At 69.0% G+C, this 17,712-nt stretch carries 15 protein-coding genes; 4 read left to right on the top strand and 11 right to left on the bottom strand.

Annotated elements, in window-relative coordinates; genetic code table 11:
- The first annotated feature begins 72 nt into the window (after window positions 1-72).
- Window positions 73-1,830: an acetyl/propionyl/methylcrotonyl-CoA carboxylase subunit alpha gene (locus PYV02_RS08530; protein ID WP_275758136.1), complete on the top strand. Its 1,758-nt coding sequence runs from the start codon at window positions 73-75 to the stop codon at window positions 1,828-1,830.
- 12 nt (window positions 1,831-1,842) lie between these two features.
- Here PYV02_RS08530 and PYV02_RS08525 read toward each other — a convergent pair whose 3' ends face one another.
- The gene (locus tag PYV02_RS08525; RefSeq protein ID WP_275758134.1) at window positions 1,843-3,279 is read right to left on the bottom strand and encodes an NAD(P)H-quinone dehydrogenase; all 1,437 of its coding nucleotides are present in this window, start codon (window positions 3,277-3,279) and stop codon (window positions 1,843-1,845) included.
- 64 nt (window positions 3,280-3,343) lie between these two features.
- On the opposite strand from PYV02_RS08525, the gene PYV02_RS08520 reads away from it, so the two are divergent.
- Together PYV02_RS08520 and PYV02_RS08515 are read left to right on the top strand one after the other, a co-directional pair.
- Window positions 3,344-4,168: a purine-nucleoside phosphorylase gene (locus PYV02_RS08520; protein WP_275758132.1), complete on the top strand. Its 825-nt coding sequence runs from the start codon at window positions 3,344-3,346 to the stop codon at window positions 4,166-4,168.
- Window positions 4,165-5,805, top strand: a complete 1,641-nt coding sequence (locus PYV02_RS08515; RefSeq protein ID WP_275758130.1) for a phospho-sugar mutase — start codon at window positions 4,165-4,167, stop codon at window positions 5,803-5,805. The genes PYV02_RS08520 and PYV02_RS08515 overlap by 4 nt, the downstream gene beginning before the upstream one ends.
- On the opposite strand, the gene PYV02_RS08510 is transcribed toward PYV02_RS08515, so the two are convergent.
- The 10 genes from PYV02_RS08510 to PYV02_RS08465 all read right to left on the bottom strand — a co-directional run bounded on the left by PYV02_RS08510 (window position 5,802) and on the right by PYV02_RS08465 (window position 16,471).
- Window positions 5,802-6,248 (bottom strand): PTS sugar transporter subunit IIA, encoded by a 447-nt coding sequence (locus PYV02_RS08510; protein WP_275758128.1) that lies wholly within the window; start codon window positions 6,246-6,248, stop codon window positions 5,802-5,804. The two genes, PYV02_RS08515 and PYV02_RS08510, sit on opposite strands and share 4 nt — an antisense overlap.
- Window positions 6,249-6,250: 2 nt before the next feature.
- On the bottom strand, window positions 6,251-7,357 hold the full coding sequence (locus PYV02_RS08505) for an adenosine deaminase (RefSeq protein ID WP_275758126.1): 1,107 nt from the start codon (window positions 7,355-7,357) through the stop codon (window positions 6,251-6,253).
- 9 nt (window positions 7,358-7,366) lie between these two features.
- Window positions 7,367-8,659: a thymidine phosphorylase gene (locus PYV02_RS08500; protein ID WP_275758124.1), complete on the bottom strand. Its 1,293-nt coding sequence runs from the start codon at window positions 8,657-8,659 to the stop codon at window positions 7,367-7,369.
- Window positions 8,652-9,056, bottom strand: coding sequence for a cytidine deaminase (locus tag PYV02_RS08495; protein ID WP_275758123.1), 405 nt, complete (start codon window positions 9,054-9,056; stop codon window positions 8,652-8,654). The genes PYV02_RS08500 and PYV02_RS08495 overlap by 8 nt, the downstream gene beginning before the upstream one ends.
- 2 nt (window positions 9,057-9,058) lie before the next feature.
- Window positions 9,059-10,330: an ABC transporter permease gene (locus tag PYV02_RS08490; protein ID WP_275758120.1), complete on the bottom strand. Its 1,272-nt coding sequence runs from the start codon at window positions 10,328-10,330 to the stop codon at window positions 9,059-9,061.
- Window positions 10,327-11,568 (bottom strand): ABC transporter permease, encoded by a 1,242-nt coding sequence (locus PYV02_RS08485; RefSeq protein WP_275758118.1) that lies wholly within the window; start codon window positions 11,566-11,568, stop codon window positions 10,327-10,329. Before PYV02_RS08485 ends, PYV02_RS08490 begins: the two co-directional genes overlap by 4 nt.
- A complete protein-coding gene (locus tag PYV02_RS08480) occupies window positions 11,565-13,061 on the bottom strand; it encodes an ABC transporter ATP-binding protein (protein ID WP_275758115.1) in 1,497 nt (498 codons plus the stop codon). The genes PYV02_RS08485 and PYV02_RS08480 overlap by 4 nt, the downstream gene beginning before the upstream one ends.
- A 90-nt stretch (window positions 13,062-13,151) precedes the next feature.
- Window positions 13,152-14,240 carry a BMP family lipoprotein gene (locus PYV02_RS08475; RefSeq protein WP_275758113.1) on the bottom strand — a complete coding sequence of 363 codons (1,089 nt, stop codon included), beginning with the start codon at window positions 14,238-14,240 and terminating at the stop codon, window positions 13,152-13,154.
- 141 nt (window positions 14,241-14,381) lie between these two features.
- The gene (locus tag PYV02_RS08470; protein WP_275758111.1) at window positions 14,382-15,356 is read right to left on the bottom strand and encodes a nucleoside hydrolase; all 975 of its coding nucleotides are present in this window, start codon (window positions 15,354-15,356) and stop codon (window positions 14,382-14,384) included.
- Window positions 15,353-16,471 carry a mannose-1-phosphate guanylyltransferase gene (locus PYV02_RS08465; RefSeq protein WP_275758108.1) on the bottom strand — a complete coding sequence of 373 codons (1,119 nt, stop codon included), beginning with the start codon at window positions 16,469-16,471 and terminating at the stop codon, window positions 15,353-15,355. The genes PYV02_RS08470 and PYV02_RS08465 overlap by 4 nt, the downstream gene beginning before the upstream one ends.
- Window positions 16,472-16,555: 84 nt before the next feature.
- Between PYV02_RS08465 and PYV02_RS08460 the strand changes: the two genes are divergently transcribed.
- Window positions 16,556-17,707 carry a glycosyltransferase family 4 protein gene (locus PYV02_RS08460; RefSeq protein WP_275758106.1) on the top strand — a complete coding sequence of 384 codons (1,152 nt, stop codon included), beginning with the start codon at window positions 16,556-16,558 and terminating at the stop codon, window positions 17,705-17,707.
- Window positions 17,708-17,712: the final 5 nt, after the last annotated feature.

The following is a 17,712-nucleotide window of genomic DNA, read 5'->3' as shown; positions in this document are numbered from 1 at the left end:
ACAGGCGCAGATCATTCTTTTTGTACGGCACGGCCAAAGGTTGGGCCTGGTGCGGCAATAGGCTGAGTTCCTATGGCTCGAATCACGAAGGTCCTGATCGCCAACCGAGGCGAGATCGCGGTCCGTGTCATCCGGGCGGCGAAAGACAGCGGCATAGCGTCCGTTGCGGTCTACGCGGACCAGGATCGGGACGCCCGACACGTCAAGCTCGCCGACGAGGCGTACGCCCTCGACGGCACCACGAGCGCCGAGACGTACCTCGTCATCGACAAGCTGCTCTCCGTCGCACGGCGATCGGGAGCGGATGCCGTGCACCCCGGCTACGGATTCCTCGCCGAGAATGCGGACTTCGCCCGCGCCGTCATCGACGCCGGGCTCATCTGGATCGGCCCCTCGCCGGAGGCCATCGAGCAACTGGGCGACAAGGTCAGCGCTCGGCACATCGCCGAGCGGGTCGGTGCACCGCTCGCGCCCGGCACCCTCAACCCCGTCTCGGGCGCCGCAGAGGTGCTCGAGTTCGTCGATCTCCATGGCCTGCCGGTCGCGATCAAGGCGGCCTTCGGCGGCGGCGGTCGCGGCTTGAAGGTCGCGCGCACGCGCGAGGAGGTGCCGGAGCTCTTCGAGTCGGCCACCCGCGAGGCGGTCGCCGCCTTCGGACGCGGCGAGTGCTTCGTCGAGAAGTACCTCGACGAGCCGCGTCACGTCGAGACCCAGTGCCTGGCCGACAGCCACGGCAACGTCGTCGTGATCTCCACCCGCGACTGCTCCCTGCAGCGTCGCCACCAGAAGCTCGTGGAGGAGGCGCCGGCGCCGTTCCTGACCGACGCCCAGAACGAGGCGCTCTACACCTCCTCCAAGGCCATCCTGCGTGAGGTCGGCTACGTCGGCGCCGGCACCTGCGAGTTCCTCGTGGCCAAGGACGGCACCATCTCGTTCCTCGAGGTGAACACCCGCCTGCAGGTCGAGCACCCGGTCTCCGAGGAGGTCACGGGCATCGATCTGGTGCGCGAGCAGTTCCGCATCGCCGAGGGCGCCGAGATCGGCTACGACGACCCGATCCCCTCGGGCCACTCGTTCGAGTTCCGCATCAACGGCGAGGACCCCGGCCTCAACTTCATGCCGGCGCCCGGCCCCGTGCACGCGCTGCGCTTCCCCGGCGGCCCGGGCGTGCGCGTCGACAGCGGCGTGACCACCGGCGACGTCATCAGCGGCGCGTTCGACTCCCTCTTGGCCAAGCTCATCGTGACCGGTTCGAGCCGCGAGGACGCGCTGGAGCGCTCCCGGCGCGCGCTCGACGAGTTCGAGATCGCGGGGCTGCCGACCGTGCTGCCGTTCCACCGCAAGATCGTGCGGGACCCGGCGTTCACCTCCGCGCCGTTCTCCGTGTACACCCGGTGGATCGAGACCGCGTTCGACAACGACATCGAGCCGTGGAGCGGTTCGCTGGCCGACGGCGCACCGGCGGTCCCCCGCCACAACGTCGTGCTCGAGGTCGACGGCAAGCGCGTCGAGGTGAGCCTGCCGTCGAAGCTCATTCCCGCGGCGGGCGGGGCGGGAGCTGCGGTCGCGGCGGCGCCGAAGCGGCGGTCCGCGTCATCCGTGTCGACCATCACCGGGGATGCGGTGAAGGCGCCGATGCAGGCGACGATCGTCAAGCTCGCGGTCGCGGAGGGCGACAAGGTGGTCAAGGGCGATCTGATCCTGGTGCTCGAGGCCATGAAGATGGAGCAGCCGATCGCGGCGCACAAAGACGGCACGATCGCGAACGTGAATGCCACGGTCGGGACCACGGTCTCGTCGGGGCACCTGCTGCTCAACATCGCCGACTGAGGCGACGACCCGTCAGTTGACGATGTGCATCGCGCGGGCGGCATCCGTGATGCTGCCCGTCAGCGAGGGGTAGACCGAGAATGCGCGCGCGAGCTGATCCACCGTCATGCGGTGCTCGACCGCGAGCGAGACCGGCAGGATCAGTTCCGAGGCGTGCGGCGCCACGATGACGCCGCCGATCACCGTGCCCGAGCCGGTGCGGGCGAAGAGCTTCACGAACCCGTCCTTGATCCCCATCATCTTCGCGCGGGGGTTCGACGACAGCGGCAGCTTGTAGATGTCGCCCTGCGCGAGCCCCTCCTCGATCTGCTTCTGCGACCAGCCGACCGTGGCGATCTCGGGCTGCGTGAAGATGTTCGACGTCACGTTGCGCAGTTCGGTCGGGCTGACGGCATCGCCCATCGCGTGGTACACGGCCGTGCGGCCCTGCATCGAGGCGACGGATGCCAGCGGCAGGAAGTCCGAGCAGTCACCAGCCGCGTAGATCGAGGGCATCGAGGTGCGCGCCACCCGGTTCACCCGCACGTGCCCGGACTGGGTCAGCTGCACGCCCGCCTCGGTGAGTCCGATGCCCTCGGTGTTGGGCAGCGAACCGACCGCCATCAGGCAGTGGCTGCCCTCAACCGTCCGACCGTCGGCGAGCGTCGCGATGACACCCTCCTTGGTGCGGGTCACCGACTCGGCGCGGGACTTGGAGAGCACCGTCATGCCGTTGCGGGTGAAGACGTCCTCGATGACGCGGGCCGCATCCTGGTCCTCGCCCGGCAGCACCTGATCGCGGCTGGAGATCAGGGTCACCTTGGAGCCGAGCGCACGGTAGGCCGAGGCGAACTCGGCACCGGTGACGCCCGAGCCAACCACGATGAGGTGCTCGGGGGTCTCCTCGAGCGTGTAGAGCTGCGTCCACGTGAGGATGCGCTCGCCGTCCGGTGCCGCCGACGGCAGGATGCGCGGCCGAGCCCCCACCGAGACGACGATCGTGTCGGCATCGACCTCGTCGAAGTCGGTGCGGTTCTTGCCCTTGCCCGTGGCGACGACGAGCCGCTGCGGCCCGTCGAGGCGTCCCTCACCGGTGATCACGCGCACCCCGGCCTTGATGAGCTGCGACTTCATGTCCTCGGACTGCTGGCGCGCCAGACGCAGCAGTCGCGCGTTGACCGCGGCGAGATTCACCGCCACCTCGGGCCGCGCCGAGCGCCCCGCCTCGTTGCGCACGAAGAACTGCACGCCCAGATCGGCGGCCTCGCGGATGCTGTTGGTCGCCTCCGCGGTCGCGATGAGCGTCTTCGAGGGCACGACGTCGGTCAGCACGGCGGACCCGCCGACGCCTTCCCGCTCGACGAGCGTCACGTCGGCACCGAGCTGCGCCCCCGCGAGCGCGGCTTCGTACCCTCCTGGCCCTCCGCCGAGTACTGCGATCCGCTGCGTGCGTTCGAACTCGTAGGCCATACGCCGATTCTTTCAGATCGCCGGTCGCGAGGCGGTACCGAGGGGTGCCGAATAGAGTGGTCGGATGCTGCAGAATCCCCTCGACGCCCCCACCGCCGACCCCTTCGCCATCGCGGCGCAGGCCGCAGCCGAGATCGCCGAGCGCACCGGGGTCGATCGACACGACCTGGCGCTCACGCTCGGCTCGGGATGGGCGAAGGCGGCGGACCTCATCGGCGAGACGACCGCGACCATCCCGGCATCCGAGATCACGGGATTCTCCAAACCCGCCCTCGAGGGCCACGTCGGCACCCTGCGCTCCGTGCTGCTGCCGAACGGCAAGCGCGCGCTGGTCATCGGGGCGCGCACGCACTACTACGAGGGCCACGGCGTGCGTCGCGTCGTGCACTCGGTGCGCACCGCGGCCGCCGCGGGCGCCACCACCATGATCCTCACGAACGGGGCCGGCGGCATCCGCGAGACCTGGAAGCCCGGCACCCCCGTGCTGATCAGCGACCACATCAATCTCACGGCCGATTCGCCCCTGGAGGGCGCGACGTTCGTCGACCTCACCGATCTCTACAGCTCGCGGCTTCGGGAACTGGCCCGAGGCATCGATGCCTCGCTCGACGAGGGCGTGTACTGCCAGTTCCGCGGGCCGAACTACGAGACCCCCGCCGAAGTGCAGATGGCCAAGACGATCGGCGGCCACATCGTCGGCATGTCCACCGCCCTCGAGGCCATCGCGGCGAGGCAGGCGGGCATGGAGGTGCTCGGCATGAGTCTGATCACGAACCTCGCGGCGGGCATCCAGAAGACCCCGCTGAGCCACGAGGAGGTCATTCAGGCCGGCAAGGACGCCGAGGTGCGCATCAGCGCACTGCTCGCGCGGATCGTGGAGGTGCTGTGAATCTCGACTCCGCTCTCGCGGCGGCCAACGCATGGCGCGACCAGGATCCCGACCCCGTCACGCGCGACGAGCTTTCAGCCCTGATCGCCGCCGCCGAGGCCGGTGATGCGGCGCCGCTGGTCGAGCGCTTCGCGTCCCGGCTCGAGTTCGGCACCGCCGGGCTGCGCGGCGAGCTCGGCGCCGGCCCCACCCGCATGAACCGGGTGCTGGTGACCCAGGCTGCGGCCGGTCTCGCGGCCTACCTGCGCGAGCGCTTCGATGAGCCGAGCATCGTGATCGGCTACGACGGTCGCACGAACTCCGAGGTCTTCGCGCGGGACACGGCCGTCATCATGGCCGGGGCGGGCGTGCGCGCCACCCTGTTTCCGCGAGCGTTGCCGACGCCGGTGCTCGCCTTCGGCGTGCGGCACTTCGCCGCCAGCGCGGGGGTCATGGTGACCGCGAGCCACAATCCGGGCCGTGACAACGGCTACAAGGTCTACCTCGGCGGGCTCGACGGCGGCTCCCAGATCGTGCCGCCCGAGGACGGGCTCATCGCCTCGCACATCCAACGTGTGGCCACCGGATCGATCGGCGAGCTGCCCCGCTCGACCGACTTCCTCGTGGCGGACGACGGGGTCGTGCACGAGTACGTGCGCCGCACCGCCGAACTCGGCCACGCACCGACGCCCCTGACCTTCGTGTACTCGGCGATGCACGGCGTGGGGTGGGAGACGGCGCACGCCGTCTTCGAGGCGGCGGGCTTCGGCACGCCCGAGTTGGTCACGCAGCAGGCCGAGCCGGATGCCACGTTCCCCACGGTCGCCTTCCCCAACCCCGAGGAACCCGGCGCCATGGACCTCACCTTCGCGCGGGCGGCGGAGGTGAATGCGGACCTCGCCATCGTCAACGACCCGGACGCCGACCGCCTTGCGGTCGCGGTCCCCGGACCGCAGGGGTGGCGGCGGCTCAGCGGCAACGAGGTGGGCACGTTGCTCGGCTGGCGCGCGGCCGAACGGGGCGGGGGCGGGGCGCTCGCGGCATCCATCGTCTCCTCGCCGGCGCTGCGCACGATCGCGGATGCCTACGGGATGCCGTACCGCGACACCCTCACCGGCTTCAAGTGGATCTCCCGGGTGGAGGGGCTCGCCTATGGCTACGAGGAGGCGCTCGGCTACCTCGTCGATCCCCAGAAGGTGCGCGACAAAGACGGCATCTCCGCCGCCGTCGACTTCCTTTCGATGGCCTCCGAGCTCAAGGCCGAGGGCCGCACGATCGACGACCGCCTCGCCGAGTGCGCCGAACGATTCGGCGCGTTCGCCTCCGGCCAGATTTCGCTGCGCTTCGACGACCTGTCGCGGATCGCCGCCGCGATGACGCGGCTGCGCGAGAATCCCCCCGCGTCCGTGGGCGGCATCGCCGTCGAGCGGATCGACGACTTCATCGCGGGGTTCGAGCACTACCCGGCCGGCGACATCCTGCGCTACTGGCTGGCCGGAGGCTCGCGGGTGATCGTGCGCCCCAGCGGCACCGAGCCCAAGCTCAAGGTCTACCTCGATGCCTTCAGCGACGAGGGGTCGGCTGCCCAGCGTCAGTCCGCGGCCGCCGCGGCCGTCGCGGCCCTGGACTCCGGGATGCGGGCGCTGCTCGAGGTCTAGTCGACCGCGCCCATGATGCGCTGCACTTCGGCCGGGTTCGTCGCGTCTACCAGCTCCTGGATCGCGGTGGAGTCGTTGAAGACGTTGGCCACTGCCGCCACCGCGCGCAGGTGGTCGCCACCGGGTGCGATCGCCAAGGCGACCACCACGCGCACCGGGTCGTTGTGCGGATGCCCGAAGTCCACGGGTTCCGCGAGCGTGACCACCGCCAGCCCGTCCGCCAGAACCTCCGGGCCCGGGCGCGCGTGGGCGAGGGCGAGGCCGGGCGCGACGACAACGTACGGGCCGTGCTCCTCGATCATCCGGATCATCTCGCCGGCGTAGGCCGGCGCGGCGGCACCCGATGCCACGAGCGCATCGCCCGCGAGCGCGACGGCACCTCGCCAGTCTGCGGCGTGCGCCGAGAGCAGGATCGCGCTCGGCGGCAGCGGCGGTAGGTGCATCCCTAGGCCGCTTCGAAACCGGCCGTGATGATGTCGGCGAGCTCCTCGCGATCCTCGAGCGGCAGGAAGGCGGAGGCCGCCGCATTGAGCTGGAACACCGCGAGGTCGGTGAGGTCGTAGCCGAAGGTCTCGGCGAGCAGCGACAGCTCGCGGCTGAGGCTCGTGCGACTCATCAGACGGTTGTCGGTGTTGACCGTCACCCGGAACCCGAGCTGGTACAGCAGATCGAAGGGGTAGTCCTCGAGGTCGTCGCCCCACTGCGCGAACGCCTTGGTGTCGACGTTCGAGGTCGGGCTCAGCTCGAGGGCGATCTCGCGGTCCTTCACCCACTGCGCCACCGCGCCGAGGGTCACGTAGCTGTTCTCGTCGTCCTCGCGTTCGATCGTGATGTCCTCGGCGATGCGCACGCCGTGGCCGAGGCGCAGTGCTCGCCCGTCGTTGAGCGCACTGCGGATGCTCTCCAGTCCGTCGGCCTCACCGGCATGCACGGTGCGGGGCAGGAACTGGGCCGCGAGGTAGTCGAACGTCTCGCGCATGCGACTCGGCGGGAACCCGGCCTCGGGCCCCGCGATGTCGAAACCGACCACGCCTGCGCGACGGTGGCGCACGGCGAGTTCCGCGATCTCCGGGCCGCGGTCCAGGTGACGCATGGCGCTCACGAGCTGACCGATCCGGATGCTGCGCCCCGACGCACGCACGTCGTCGATGCCGGCCTCGATGCCCTCCTGCACCGCCTCGACGGTCTGGTCGAGCGTGAGCCCGCGTTCCAGGTGCTGCTCGGGGGCCCAGCGGATCTCGCCGTAGACGACGCCGTCATCGGCGAGGTCTTGCACGAACTCACGTGCGACGCGGGTGAGGCCCTCGGCGGTCTGCATCACACCGGTCGTGACCGCGAAGGTCTTCAGGTACTCGACGAGCGAGTCCTTTTCCTCGTTGAACCAGTCCGCGAGCTGCGCCGGGTCGTTCGCGGGCAGGGCGAGGCCCACGGCATCGGCGAGTTCGATGATCGTCTGGGGTCGTAGACCGCCGTCGAGATGGTCGTGAAGCGAGACCTTCGGAAGGGCGGTGATGCTGGCTCCGCCGCCTGGCATGAGATAGTCGGCGCTCATGCCCTAAGGCTATCCGACCCGACCCTGGATGAGCGCCCCGCCATCCTCGATCGGCTCGCCCGAATCGCCGATCCGGTACGCCCCGGCGAGTGCCTCTGCGGCACGCTCGAACCGCGCGGAATCGCTGCTGTGCATGGTGAACAGCGGTTGACCGGCGGTAACCGCCTCACCTGGTTTCACATGTAGGTCGATCCCGGCCGCGTGATCGACCGGATCCTCCTTGCGGGCCCGGCCGGCACCGAGCCGCCAGGCGGCGATCCCGAAGGGCAGGGCGTGCTGGGCCACCAGCACGCCGTCGCGCTCGGCGGTGACCGTGTGGTGCTCCGGAGCGGTGGGCAGGGCGGCATCCGGATCGCCCCCCTGAGCGCTGATCATGGCGCGCCAGGTGTCCATGGCGCGCCCGTTGCGCAGCGCGGACTCCACATCGGCGTCCGGTTGACCGGCCAGCGCCAGCATCTCGCGGGCGAGGGCGACGGTCAGTTCCACGACGTCGGCCGGGCCGCCACCGGCGAGCACCTCGACCGACTCCCGAACCTCGTTGGCGTTGCCGATCGCCAGGCCCAGGGGCACGTTCATGTTCGTCAGCAACGCGACGGTCTTGGTACCGGCGTCGTTGCCCAGTTGCACCATCGTCTCGGCGAGCTCGCGGCTGCGCGCGGGATCCTGCATGAAGGCGCCGGAGCCGAACTTCACGTCGAGCACGAGCGAGGCGGTGCCTTCGGCGATCTTCTTGCTCATGATCGAGGAGGCGATGAGCGGGATCGCCTCGACCGTGCCGGTGATGTCGCGCAGCGCATAGAGCTTGCCATCGGCCGGAGCGAGTCCGGCGCCCGCCGCGCAGACCACGGCACCCACCGAGCGCAGCTGGGCGTAGAACTCGTCGTTCGAGAGCTTCGCCCGCCAACCTGGGATGGACTCGAGCTTGTCGAGCGTGCCGCCGGTGTGCCCGAGGCCGCGGCCCGAGAGCTGTGGCACCGCGACGCCGAAGGATGCCACGAGCGGCGCGAGCGGCAGGGTGATCTTGTCACCGACGCCGCCGGTGGAGTGCTTGTCGGTGGTCGGCTTGCCGAGGTCGTCGAACGAGAGGGTCTCGCCGCTGGCGATCATCGCGAGCGTGAGGTCGCGGATCTCCTCGCGGCTCATGCCGTTGAGGAAGATGGCCATCGTCATGGCGGACATCTGCTCGTCCGCGACGAACCCGCGGGTGTACGCGTCGATGAGCCAGTTCAGTTGCGCGGTCGAGAGCGTGCCGCCATCGCGCTTGGTGCGGATGAGGTCGACGGCGTCGAAGGCCTCAACCATGCGCGTAGTCCTCGAGCTGGCGCGGCCCGAAGGCGTCGGGGAGCACCTCGTCGATGGTCTTGAGTCCCGACACGGTGTCGAGCAGCATCCCCTCGGCGGAGTGTTCGTAGAGCAACTGGCGGCAGCGGCCGCACGGCATGAGCGTGTTGCCGTGGCCGTCGACGCAGCTGAATGCGACGAGCTTGCCTCCGCCGGTGAGCCAGAGCATCGACACGAGCGCGCACTCGGCGCAGAGGCCGACACCGTACGAGGCGTTCTCGACGTTGCATCCCGTGATGATGCGTCCGTCGTCGACCAGGGCGGCCGCCCCGACGGGGAAGTTCGAGTATGGCGCGTAGGCCTTGTGCATCGCCTCGGTGGCCCGGGCCCTCAGCGCTTGCCAGTCGATCTCGGTCACGATCACCCCTTGACGTACGGCTTGCCGACCGCCTTCGGCGCGACCGACCTGCCGACCAGCACCGCCACCGCGATGAGCGTCACCAGGTACGGCGTCATTGCGATCAGGTCCGGCGGAATGGTCGAGCCTGCTTGGCCGGCCCAGATGCGGAAGTTGCGCGAGAAGCCGAACAACAGCGCCGCCGCGGCCGCCATGAACGGGTTCCAGCGCCCGAGGATCACCGCGGCGAGCGCGATGAAGCCCTGCCCGGCGCTCATGTCGCGAACGAACGGCCCGATCGAGCCGAGCGTGAGCGCCGCGCCGCCGAGGCCTGCGATCAGGCCCGCGACCGTGACGGTCCAGAACCGCCAGCGGTTGACCTTGATGCCGACGGTGTCGGCCGCGAGCGGGTGCTCGCCCAGGGCGCGGATGCGCAGGCCCACCTTGGTGCGGAAGAGCACGAACCACACGATGGGCACCAGGAGGAACATGATGTAGGTGGTCGCGCGCTGATCGAAGAGCACGGGCCCGAGCACCGGGATGTCCGACAGCAACGGGATCGGCAGGAACGGCAGTGTGCCGGGGAAGTTGAGCTCCTGGCTGTTGTCGGAGAGCACCGCGGAGTAGAAGAAGTTCGTGAGCCCCGACATGAGCGCGATGAGCACGACACCGACCACGACCTGGTCGACCAAGTACTTGATGGAGAACCCCGCGAGCACCATCGAGATCAGCGCACCGACGATCATCGCCGCGAGCAGCCCCAGGATCAGGCTGTCGGTGACGCTCGCGACGACCGCGGAGATGAAGGCCCCGCCCAGCAGCTGGCCTTCGATCGCGATGTTCGTCACACCCGCACGCTCGCCGATCACGCCGGCGAGCGAGCCGAACACCACCGCGGTCGACAGCCCGATCGCGCCGGTCAGCAGGAACACCACCGGCACGGTGCCGCCGGCGCCGACCCACGCGACCAGTCCGGTCAGGAAGGTGAAGCCGGAGATGAGCGGGATCCAGAACGGGATGTCGTGGCGGCGATAGGCGAACCAGAAGGCGAGTCCCGAGATGGCGAGGGCGATCACACCGAGCACGACGCCGAGCACCATCGAGTTCACCGGGGTCGGGGACAACTGCACGGCGCTGTTGGACTCGGACCAGGCGAAGCGCACGGTCTCGTTGGCACCGAACACGCCGAAGGCGAGGAAGGTCACGGCCGCGAGCACCGTCACGACGATCGGCGTCTTCCAGTTGCGCGGCGGCGCGATGGTCGGCAGTGCGACGGGGGTAGCGAGGGTGGTCATGCCTCGAGCTCCTTCTTCTCGAGCTCCGGCTTCTGTTGCGTGGTCAGCTGCTCCGGCTCACGCGGTTCCGGAAGGAAGCGGAAGATCGCCCGCACCAGCGGGGGCGCGGCGATGAAGAGCACGATGAGGGCCTGCACGACCGAGAGCACTTCGGGCGCGACATCCTCGAGCTGCATCGCGGGCCCCGCCGCCTTCATCGCGCCGAACAACAGGCCGGCCAGCAGCACGCCGCCGGCACGTGACCCGCCCAGCAGCGCGACGGTGATGGCGTCGAAGCCGATGCCGGAGTCGATGCTCGGACTGAAGCTGCCGGAGCGGCCGAGCGCCTGGTTCACGCCGGCCAGGCCGACGAACAGCCCCGAGAGCACCATCGCGAGCACGAAGACGACATTGACGTTGATGCCCGCGGTGCGCGCCGCATCCGGGTTGAGACCGACCATGCGCAGCCGGAAGCCGAGTGTGGAACGCTCCATCAGCCACCAGTAGACGACCACCGCGATGAGCGCGAGGATGAAACCGAGGTGCAGGTTGAAGCTGCCGCCGAGGATCTTCGGCAGCTGCGCCGTGACATCCGGCGGGATCGTGGTGGGGTTGTTGCCGGAGTCCATGTCGTGCAGCACGGGAGTGCGCATCAGATACGTGACGAGGCTCACCGCGATGTAGTTGAGCATGATCGTGACGATCACCTCATGCGCCCCGGTTCGGGCCTTGAGGAAGCCGACGATGCCAGCCCAGAAGGCCGCCCCGACGAAGCCGAAGAGGATCGCCACGATGAGGTGCAGTCCGTAGGGCAGGTGCAGCTGGAAGCTCGCCCACGCGGCGAAGATCGCGCCCATGAGCAACTGACCGGTGCCACCGATGTTGAACATGCCCACGCGGAAGGTCAACGCGATGCCGAGCCCGGCCGCGATGAGCGGCCCCGCGAACCGCAGAGATTCGGTGAGCGGACGGATGGCCGACTCGAACGAGTCCGCACGGTAGTTGTAGATCGAGCCGCGGAACATCGCGGCATACGCGTCGGCGGTCGCCTGGCCGGCGGCCCCGAAGAAGTCGGTCGGTCGCGCGAAGAAGTAGCCGAGGGAGTCGAGCACACGTTCGTTGGTGAAGATGATGAGCAACGACCCGGCCGCGAAGGCCAGCACGAACGAGAAGAAGATCCGCAGTGGACTTCCGCTCGCGATGTCGCGCAGCACCTGGCTCGCCTTCGGTCGAGGGCGCTCGGTCGTCGTCGTACTCATGCCGCCACCCCAGCCATCAGCTGTCCGAGCCGCTCGCGCGGCGTGTCCGGCGAGACGATCGCCACGATCCGACCGTGGTACATCACGGCGATGCGGTCGGCGAGGGCGAGCACCTCGTCGAGTTCGGTGGAGATGATGAGCACCGGCACGCCACTGTCGCGCACCGCGACGATGCGCTCGTGGATGAACTCGATGGAGCCGACATCCACGCCTCGGGTGGGTTGGGCGGCGACGAGCAGCTTGAGGTCGCGCGACAGTTCGCGAGCGAGCACCACCTTCTGCTGGTTGCCTCCGGAGAGCTGTCCGACCAGCGTGGCCGGACCCTGGGTGCGGACGTCGAACTCGCGGATCGCGGCATCCGCGAACTCGTCCCGGTAGCGCACGTTCACGTTGAGTCCGCTGGTGAACGGCCCGCTCACCGAGCGATCGAGCATGAGGTTCTCGGCGATCGTGAACTCCGCGACGAGCCCGTCTTCCTGTCGGTCCTCGGGCACGTACCCGACGCCGGCGTCGAGCACATCCCGAACGCTCGCGTGCGAGAGTTCCTCGCCGTACAGCGCGATCGAACCATGCACCCGGTGGTGCAGTCCGATGATCGCCTCGGTCAGCTCGGTCTGACCGTTGCCCTGCACCCCGGCGACGGCGAGGATCTCACCCTCGGCGATCTCGAACGACACGTCGTCGAGCAGGGTACGACCGCTCTGGTCGAAGAGGGTCAGATTCTTGACCACGAGGGCGAGCTCCCCCGGCTTGGCCGGGCCCTTGGCGACCGTGAGGTCGACGGTGCGACCCACCATCAGCGAGGCGAGGTGCTCGGTCGAGTCGGTCGGCGGTGCATCGCCGACGACCTTGCCGAGGCGGATGACGGTGATCACATCGGCGACCGCCTTCACCTCGCGGAGCTTGTGGGTGATGAACACGATCGAGGTGCCGGCATCGGCGAGCTGGCGCATGGTCACCATGAGCTCGTCGGTCTCCTGCGGGGTCAGCACCGCGGTCGGTTCATCCAGCACGAGCACCTTCGCTTCGCGCGAGAGCGCCTTGACGATCTCGACCCGCTGCTGCGCCCCGACCGGGAGGTCTTCGACGAGCGCATCCGGGTCGATGTCGAAGCCGAAGCGGTCCGAGATCTCTCGCACGCGACGGCGAGCCGAATCCATGTCGAGGATGCCGAACTTCGCGGGCTCGTGACCGAGCATCACGTTCTCCGCGACCGTGAAGACGGGGATGAGCATGAAGTGCTGGTGCACCATGCCGATTCCGGCCGCCATGGCGTCACCGGGACCGGAGAATCGCACCGGCTTGTCGTCCAGGAGGATCTCGCCTTCGTCCGCCTGGTAGAGGCCGAACAGCACGTTCATGAGGGTGGACTTGCCTGCGCCGTTCTCTCCGAGGAGGGCGTGGATCTGTCCGGGCTCCACCACGAGGCTGATGCGATCGTTGGCGACAAGACTCCCGAAACGCTTCGTTATGTCGCGGAGCTCGAGTTTCATGGTGGGTCCATCCTGCACTATCGACGGGGTTAACAGAACGCGCCGGGAGGGACCAAAGTCTCTCCCGGCGCGTTCGGTGTTACGAAGGAATCAGCTCGCGGGAACCGGAACGATGCTTCCGTCGATGATGCCGGCCTTGAGCTCCTCGAGCTTGGCCTTGATCTCGTCCGAGACCTTGCTGTCGAAGACACCGAAGTCGCTCAGCGCGGTGCCGTCGTTCTCGAGCGTGCCGACGTACGGGTCGACGTTGAAGGCGTCACCGGAGGACAGCGATGCGATGACGTCGAACACGGCCTGCGTCATGCGCTTCTCGACCGAGGTGAGGACGAGGTCGGCGTACTCGGGCGAGGTGACGGCGACGTTCTTGTCGACACCGAGGAAGACGGCGGTGGTGCTGCCGGACTCCTTGATCGCCTCGGCGGTCGAGGCGAAGAGGCCACCGGCGACCGGGAAGATCACGTCGGCGCCCGCAGCGAGCTGACCGGCCGAGATCGACTTGGCGCCCTCGGTGTCACCGAAGGAGAGCTCCGGGTCGGTGAAGGTGCCGGTGCCGGCGATCGGGTCGCGGCCGAGAACGGTGACCGGCGTGCCGGTCTCCTCCTCGTAGGCCTTCGCACCGTAGTAGAAGCCGTCCATGAAGGTCACGACGGCGGGGATGTCGAGACCGCCGTACGTGCCGACGACCTTCGAGGTGCTGTACGCCGCGGCGAGGTACCCGGCGAGGTAGCTCGACTGGTCCATCGCGTAGGTGATGGGCTTGAGGTTGGTCTGGCCCTGGTTCCAGCCGTCGATCCACACGAAGTGCGACTCGGGGTTGCTGTCCGCGACGGTGAAGATCGTGTCGTTGAGCGAGAAGTTGAAGCCGACCGCGAACGTCACGTCGCAGCCCGCGTCGACCATCGAGGCCAGGTTCGGCTCGAAGTCCTCGGTGTCCTGCGACTCCGCGTCCTTGATCTCGACGCCCAGCTCGTCCTTGGCCTTCAGGAGACCGTCGTACGCCGCCTCGTTGAACGACTTGTCGTTCCAGCTGCCCTCGTCGGAGACGGCGCAAGCCAGGAAGTCGGTGGTCGCCTCGCCGCCGCCCTCTTCGGGCGCCGCGGCACAACCGCCGAGCAGCAGGCCGGCGGCGCCGACCAGGGCGAGGCCGGCAAGGCCCCGCTTACGCGTGATTACGTTCACTCTTCCTCCAAGTACAAGCCCCGGCCATACCGGGGCGGATGCGGCTACGTTACTCGCTGCGTTCGGCCCGCGGCACACCCTGCGCGGCATCGTGGCCCAGGTGTTACCAACTCGGGACACGCCCGTAACGTCGCAGAAACCTCAGCCCCGGAACGGTCGGGTGGGTTCGGTGGGATCGGAGAGCAGGCCGGTCAGATAGTCGAAGAACCCCGCGGCATCCACCGCTTCGATCACGGTGGCGTTCGGCGTCAGTCCGTGCACTCCCCACGACATCGCGGCGTACCCGCGCGTGAGCTCGGACGAGGTCTCGATGTCGACGGCGTACTCAGCGGATGACGTGACCAGTTCAGGATGCAGCAGCACCGCCGCGGTGAGCGAGTCCGGGTGGGTGGAGCCAGGGATGCCCACGCTCTCGTCGAACTCGAGCGTCGTGCCGACCACGCGGGTGAAGAATCCGGCCAGCGGCGTGCCGACCGCCGCGATCGCGGCCAACTGCTCTCGGGAGAACACGGCATCCCGCAGCGTCAGCGGCGCCCAGGGCACGACCACGATGCGCGCGAAGCCCGCTTCGAAGACCGTGCGCGCGGCCTCCGGGTCGACGTAGAAGTTGTACTCCGCAGCAGCAGTGATGTTTCCGCGTGCGTTGTTCGATCCGCCCATGATGTAGAGGGCCTTGACGTTCGCGACGAAGCGCGGATCCTTGATGGCCGCCATGGCGATGTTCGTCAGCGGCCCGATGCAGACGATGGTCAGCTCGCCCGGCGCGTCCGCGGCGAGCCGGATCAGCGCGTCGACGCCGTGTTCCGCGGCAGGCGGCTCGATGCCGTCGAAGTCCATGTCGAGCCCGCCGGAGCCGTCGCCGTGCACGTTCTCCGCCGAAACCCACTCCCGCACGAGCGGTCGGCGGCAGCCGAGGTGGATCGGAACCTCGCCGAGGCGCCCGGCGGCGCTCAGCGTCAGGTGCGCGTTGTGCACCTGGCGCTCGAAGCTCACGTTGCCGGCGACCATCGTGATCGCCCGCAGATCGGCGAGCGGATCGAGCAGGCCCACCAGCAGGGCGACGCAATCGTCCTGCGCGGTGTCGGTATCGATCACCAGCGGGATCGTGGCGTTCACAGTACCTCCGTGCGTCCGGCGAGTTTGAGGGCATCCACGACCGACTTCACCCGTTGAGCGTTCGCCGTCGTCGTCACCAGCAGGGCATCCGGGGTGTCGACGACCACGATGTCCTTGACCCCGATGAGCGAGATCACGCGACCGCTGTGGCTGATCACCACGCCGCTCGACGAATCGGAGAGCACCCTCGGGTTCTCGCCGATGATCGCGAGATCGGCCTTGCCCGCCGAATGGAGCTTGCCGACGGAGGCGAAGTCGCCGACGTCGTCCCAATCGAAGTGGCCGGGGATCACGACGAGCTTGCCCGCCGCGGCGGCGGGCTCGGCGACCGTGTAGTCGATGGCGATCTTCTCCAGGCCGGGCCAGACCCGGTCGACGACCGCACCGCGCTCCGGGGTGTCCCAGGCGGCAGCCAGCTCCTCGAGCCCTGCGAGGAGCTCGGGCCGCGACGCGCCGAGCTGCTCGAGCAGCACATCCGCGCGGGAGATGAACATGCCGCCGTTCCAGAGGTAGTCCCCGGCGTCGAGGTACTCCTGCGCCGTCGCCTGATCCGGCTTCTCGACGAACGAGTCGACCATGAGCGCGCTCGGCGCACCGTCGACGGCCAGCGCACCGCCGCACCGGATGTACCCGAACCCGATGGCGGCCTCCGTCGGCGAGATGCCGATCGTCGAGATGTAGCCGGCCCGTGCGACGGCGATCGCCTCGGTGACCGCACGACGGAAGCCGCGGAGGTTCTTGATGACGTGATCGGCGGCGAAGGAGCCGATCACAGCGTCCGGGTCCCGTCGACGCAGGATCGCCGCGGCGAGACCGATGGCTGCGGAGGAGTCGCGCGGGTCGCTCTCGAGCACCAGATTGTGGTCCAGCAGTTCGGGCAGTTCACCGGTCACTGCGCTGCGATGCGCTCGTCCGGTCACGACCATGATCTGTTCCGGGCCGCAGAGCGGCTCGAGCCGCTCCCAGGTGTCGCGGAGCAGGGATTGCCCGGAGCCGGTGAGATCGTGGAGGAACTTCGGCGAGTCCGCCCGGGAGAGCGGCCACAGTCGCGACCCGATTCCGCCCGCAGGTATGACGCTCGTGAAGCCGTCGAAGGCTCCGGGTGTCTCGGTCATCCGTCAACCATAGATTAGGCGGGCATTCACCTCGTGGACACGGCGGTTCCGTAGCGTTTCCAGCACGGAACGAACGGAGACCGCGTGCGCATCGCGATCGTCAGCGAGAGCTTCCTGCCCACCGTCAACGGTGTCACGACGAGCGTGCGCAAGGTGCTCGATCATCTCCGCGAGCGCGGGCACGAGGCGATGATCATCGTCCCCGCGGCCGGGGCGCCGCGCGAATACGCGGGCTTCCCCGTGCATGAGGTTCCCGCTCTCGCCTACCGCCAGTTCCCGGTGGGTCTGCCCAGCCCACAGGTGCAGTCACTGCTCGCCGAGTTCCAGCCCGACGTGTTGCACGCCGCATCCCCCTTCCTGCTCGGCGCGCAGGCGATCGCCGCCGCGGCCCGGCTCGACATCCCCTCGGTCGCGATCTTCCAGACGGATGTCGCAGGCTACGCCCGCAGGAATCACCTGGGTGCCGCGACCCGCATCGCCTGGCGTGCGGTGCGGTGGATCCACGCACGGGCCGATCTCACCCTCGTGCCCTCGAGCTCCTCCCTCGCCGACCTGGAGGCCGCCGGCGTCGAGCGCCTCGCACGGTGGGGCCGCGGCGTCGATCTCACCGCCTACCACCCGAGGAATCGCCTCGAGCCGACCGTGCAGCACCTGCGCCAGCGTCTCGCCCCGCGCGGTGAGACGATCGTCGGCTACGTCGGTCGCATCGCGCCCGAGAAGCAGGTCGAGCGGATGGCCTCCCTCCGGGGCATGTCCGGCATCCGGCTCGCGATCGTCGGCGACGGCCCGTCGCTGCCGTCCGCGCAGCGCGCACTCGCCGGGATGCCCGTCACCTGGCTCGGCAAGCTCACCGGGCGCGAGCTCTCCGCCGCCTACGCGAGCTTCGACGTCTTCCTGCACACCGGCACGGAGGAGACGTTCGGGCAGACGGTGCAGGAGGCGCACGCGAGCGGCGTGCCCGTCGTCGCACCCCGCGCGGGCGGCCCGATCGATCTGGTCGCGCACGGCGAGAACGGGTACCTCTTCGCTCCCGACGACGACCTGGACCTGCGCGCCAGGGTCGAGAGCCTCGCCACCGACCCCGCACTGCGCTCGCGTATGGGCGAAGCGGGGCGTCGCGCGGTGCTATCGCGCTCGTGGGAATCGGTGTGCGACCAACTGCTAGGGCACTACGGGACGGTCATCGAGGCTCGCCAGCCGCTAAAGATCGCCGATTCTTTCCAGAACCTCGCGTGAGGCCC

Origin of the sequence: Antiquaquibacter metalliresistens (assembly GCF_029211225.1) — a bacterium.
Taxonomy (GTDB): Bacteria; Actinomycetota; Actinomycetes; order Actinomycetales; family Microbacteriaceae; genus Rhodoglobus; species Rhodoglobus metalliresistens.
Note: the sequence above shows the minus strand (reverse complement) of the source record. Positions and strands in the feature narration are given on the sequence as shown.

Coding starts and splice junctions, on each gene's coding strand:
- PYV02_RS08530 (WP_275758136.1), top strand. CDS start 73: ATGGCTCGAATCACGAAGGTCCTGATCGCCAACCGAGGCGAGATCGCG.
- PYV02_RS08525 (WP_275758134.1), bottom strand. CDS start 3,279: ATGGCCTACGAGTTCGAACGCACGCAGCGGATCGCAGTACTCGGCGGA.
- PYV02_RS08520 (WP_275758132.1), top strand. CDS start 3,344: ATGCTGCAGAATCCCCTCGACGCCCCCACCGCCGACCCCTTCGCCATC.
- PYV02_RS08510 (WP_275758128.1), bottom strand. CDS start 6,248: ATGCACCTACCGCCGCTGCCGCCGAGCGCGATCCTGCTCTCGGCGCAC.
- PYV02_RS08505 (WP_275758126.1), bottom strand. CDS start 7,357: ATGAGCGCCGACTATCTCATGCCAGGCGGCGGAGCCAGCATCACCGCC.
- PYV02_RS08500 (WP_275758124.1), bottom strand. CDS start 8,659: ATGGTTGAGGCCTTCGACGCCGTCGACCTCATCCGCACCAAGCGCGAT.
- PYV02_RS08490 (WP_275758120.1), bottom strand. CDS start 10,330: ATGACCACCCTCGCTACCCCCGTCGCACTGCCGACCATCGCGCCGCCG.
- PYV02_RS08485 (WP_275758118.1), bottom strand. CDS start 11,568: ATGAGTACGACGACGACCGAGCGCCCTCGACCGAAGGCGAGCCAGGTG.
- PYV02_RS08480 (WP_275758115.1), bottom strand. CDS start 13,061: ATGAAACTCGAGCTCCGCGACATAACGAAGCGTTTCGGGAGTCTTGTC.
- PYV02_RS08465 (WP_275758108.1), bottom strand. CDS start 16,471: ATGACCGAGACACCCGGAGCCTTCGACGGCTTCACGAGCGTCATACCT.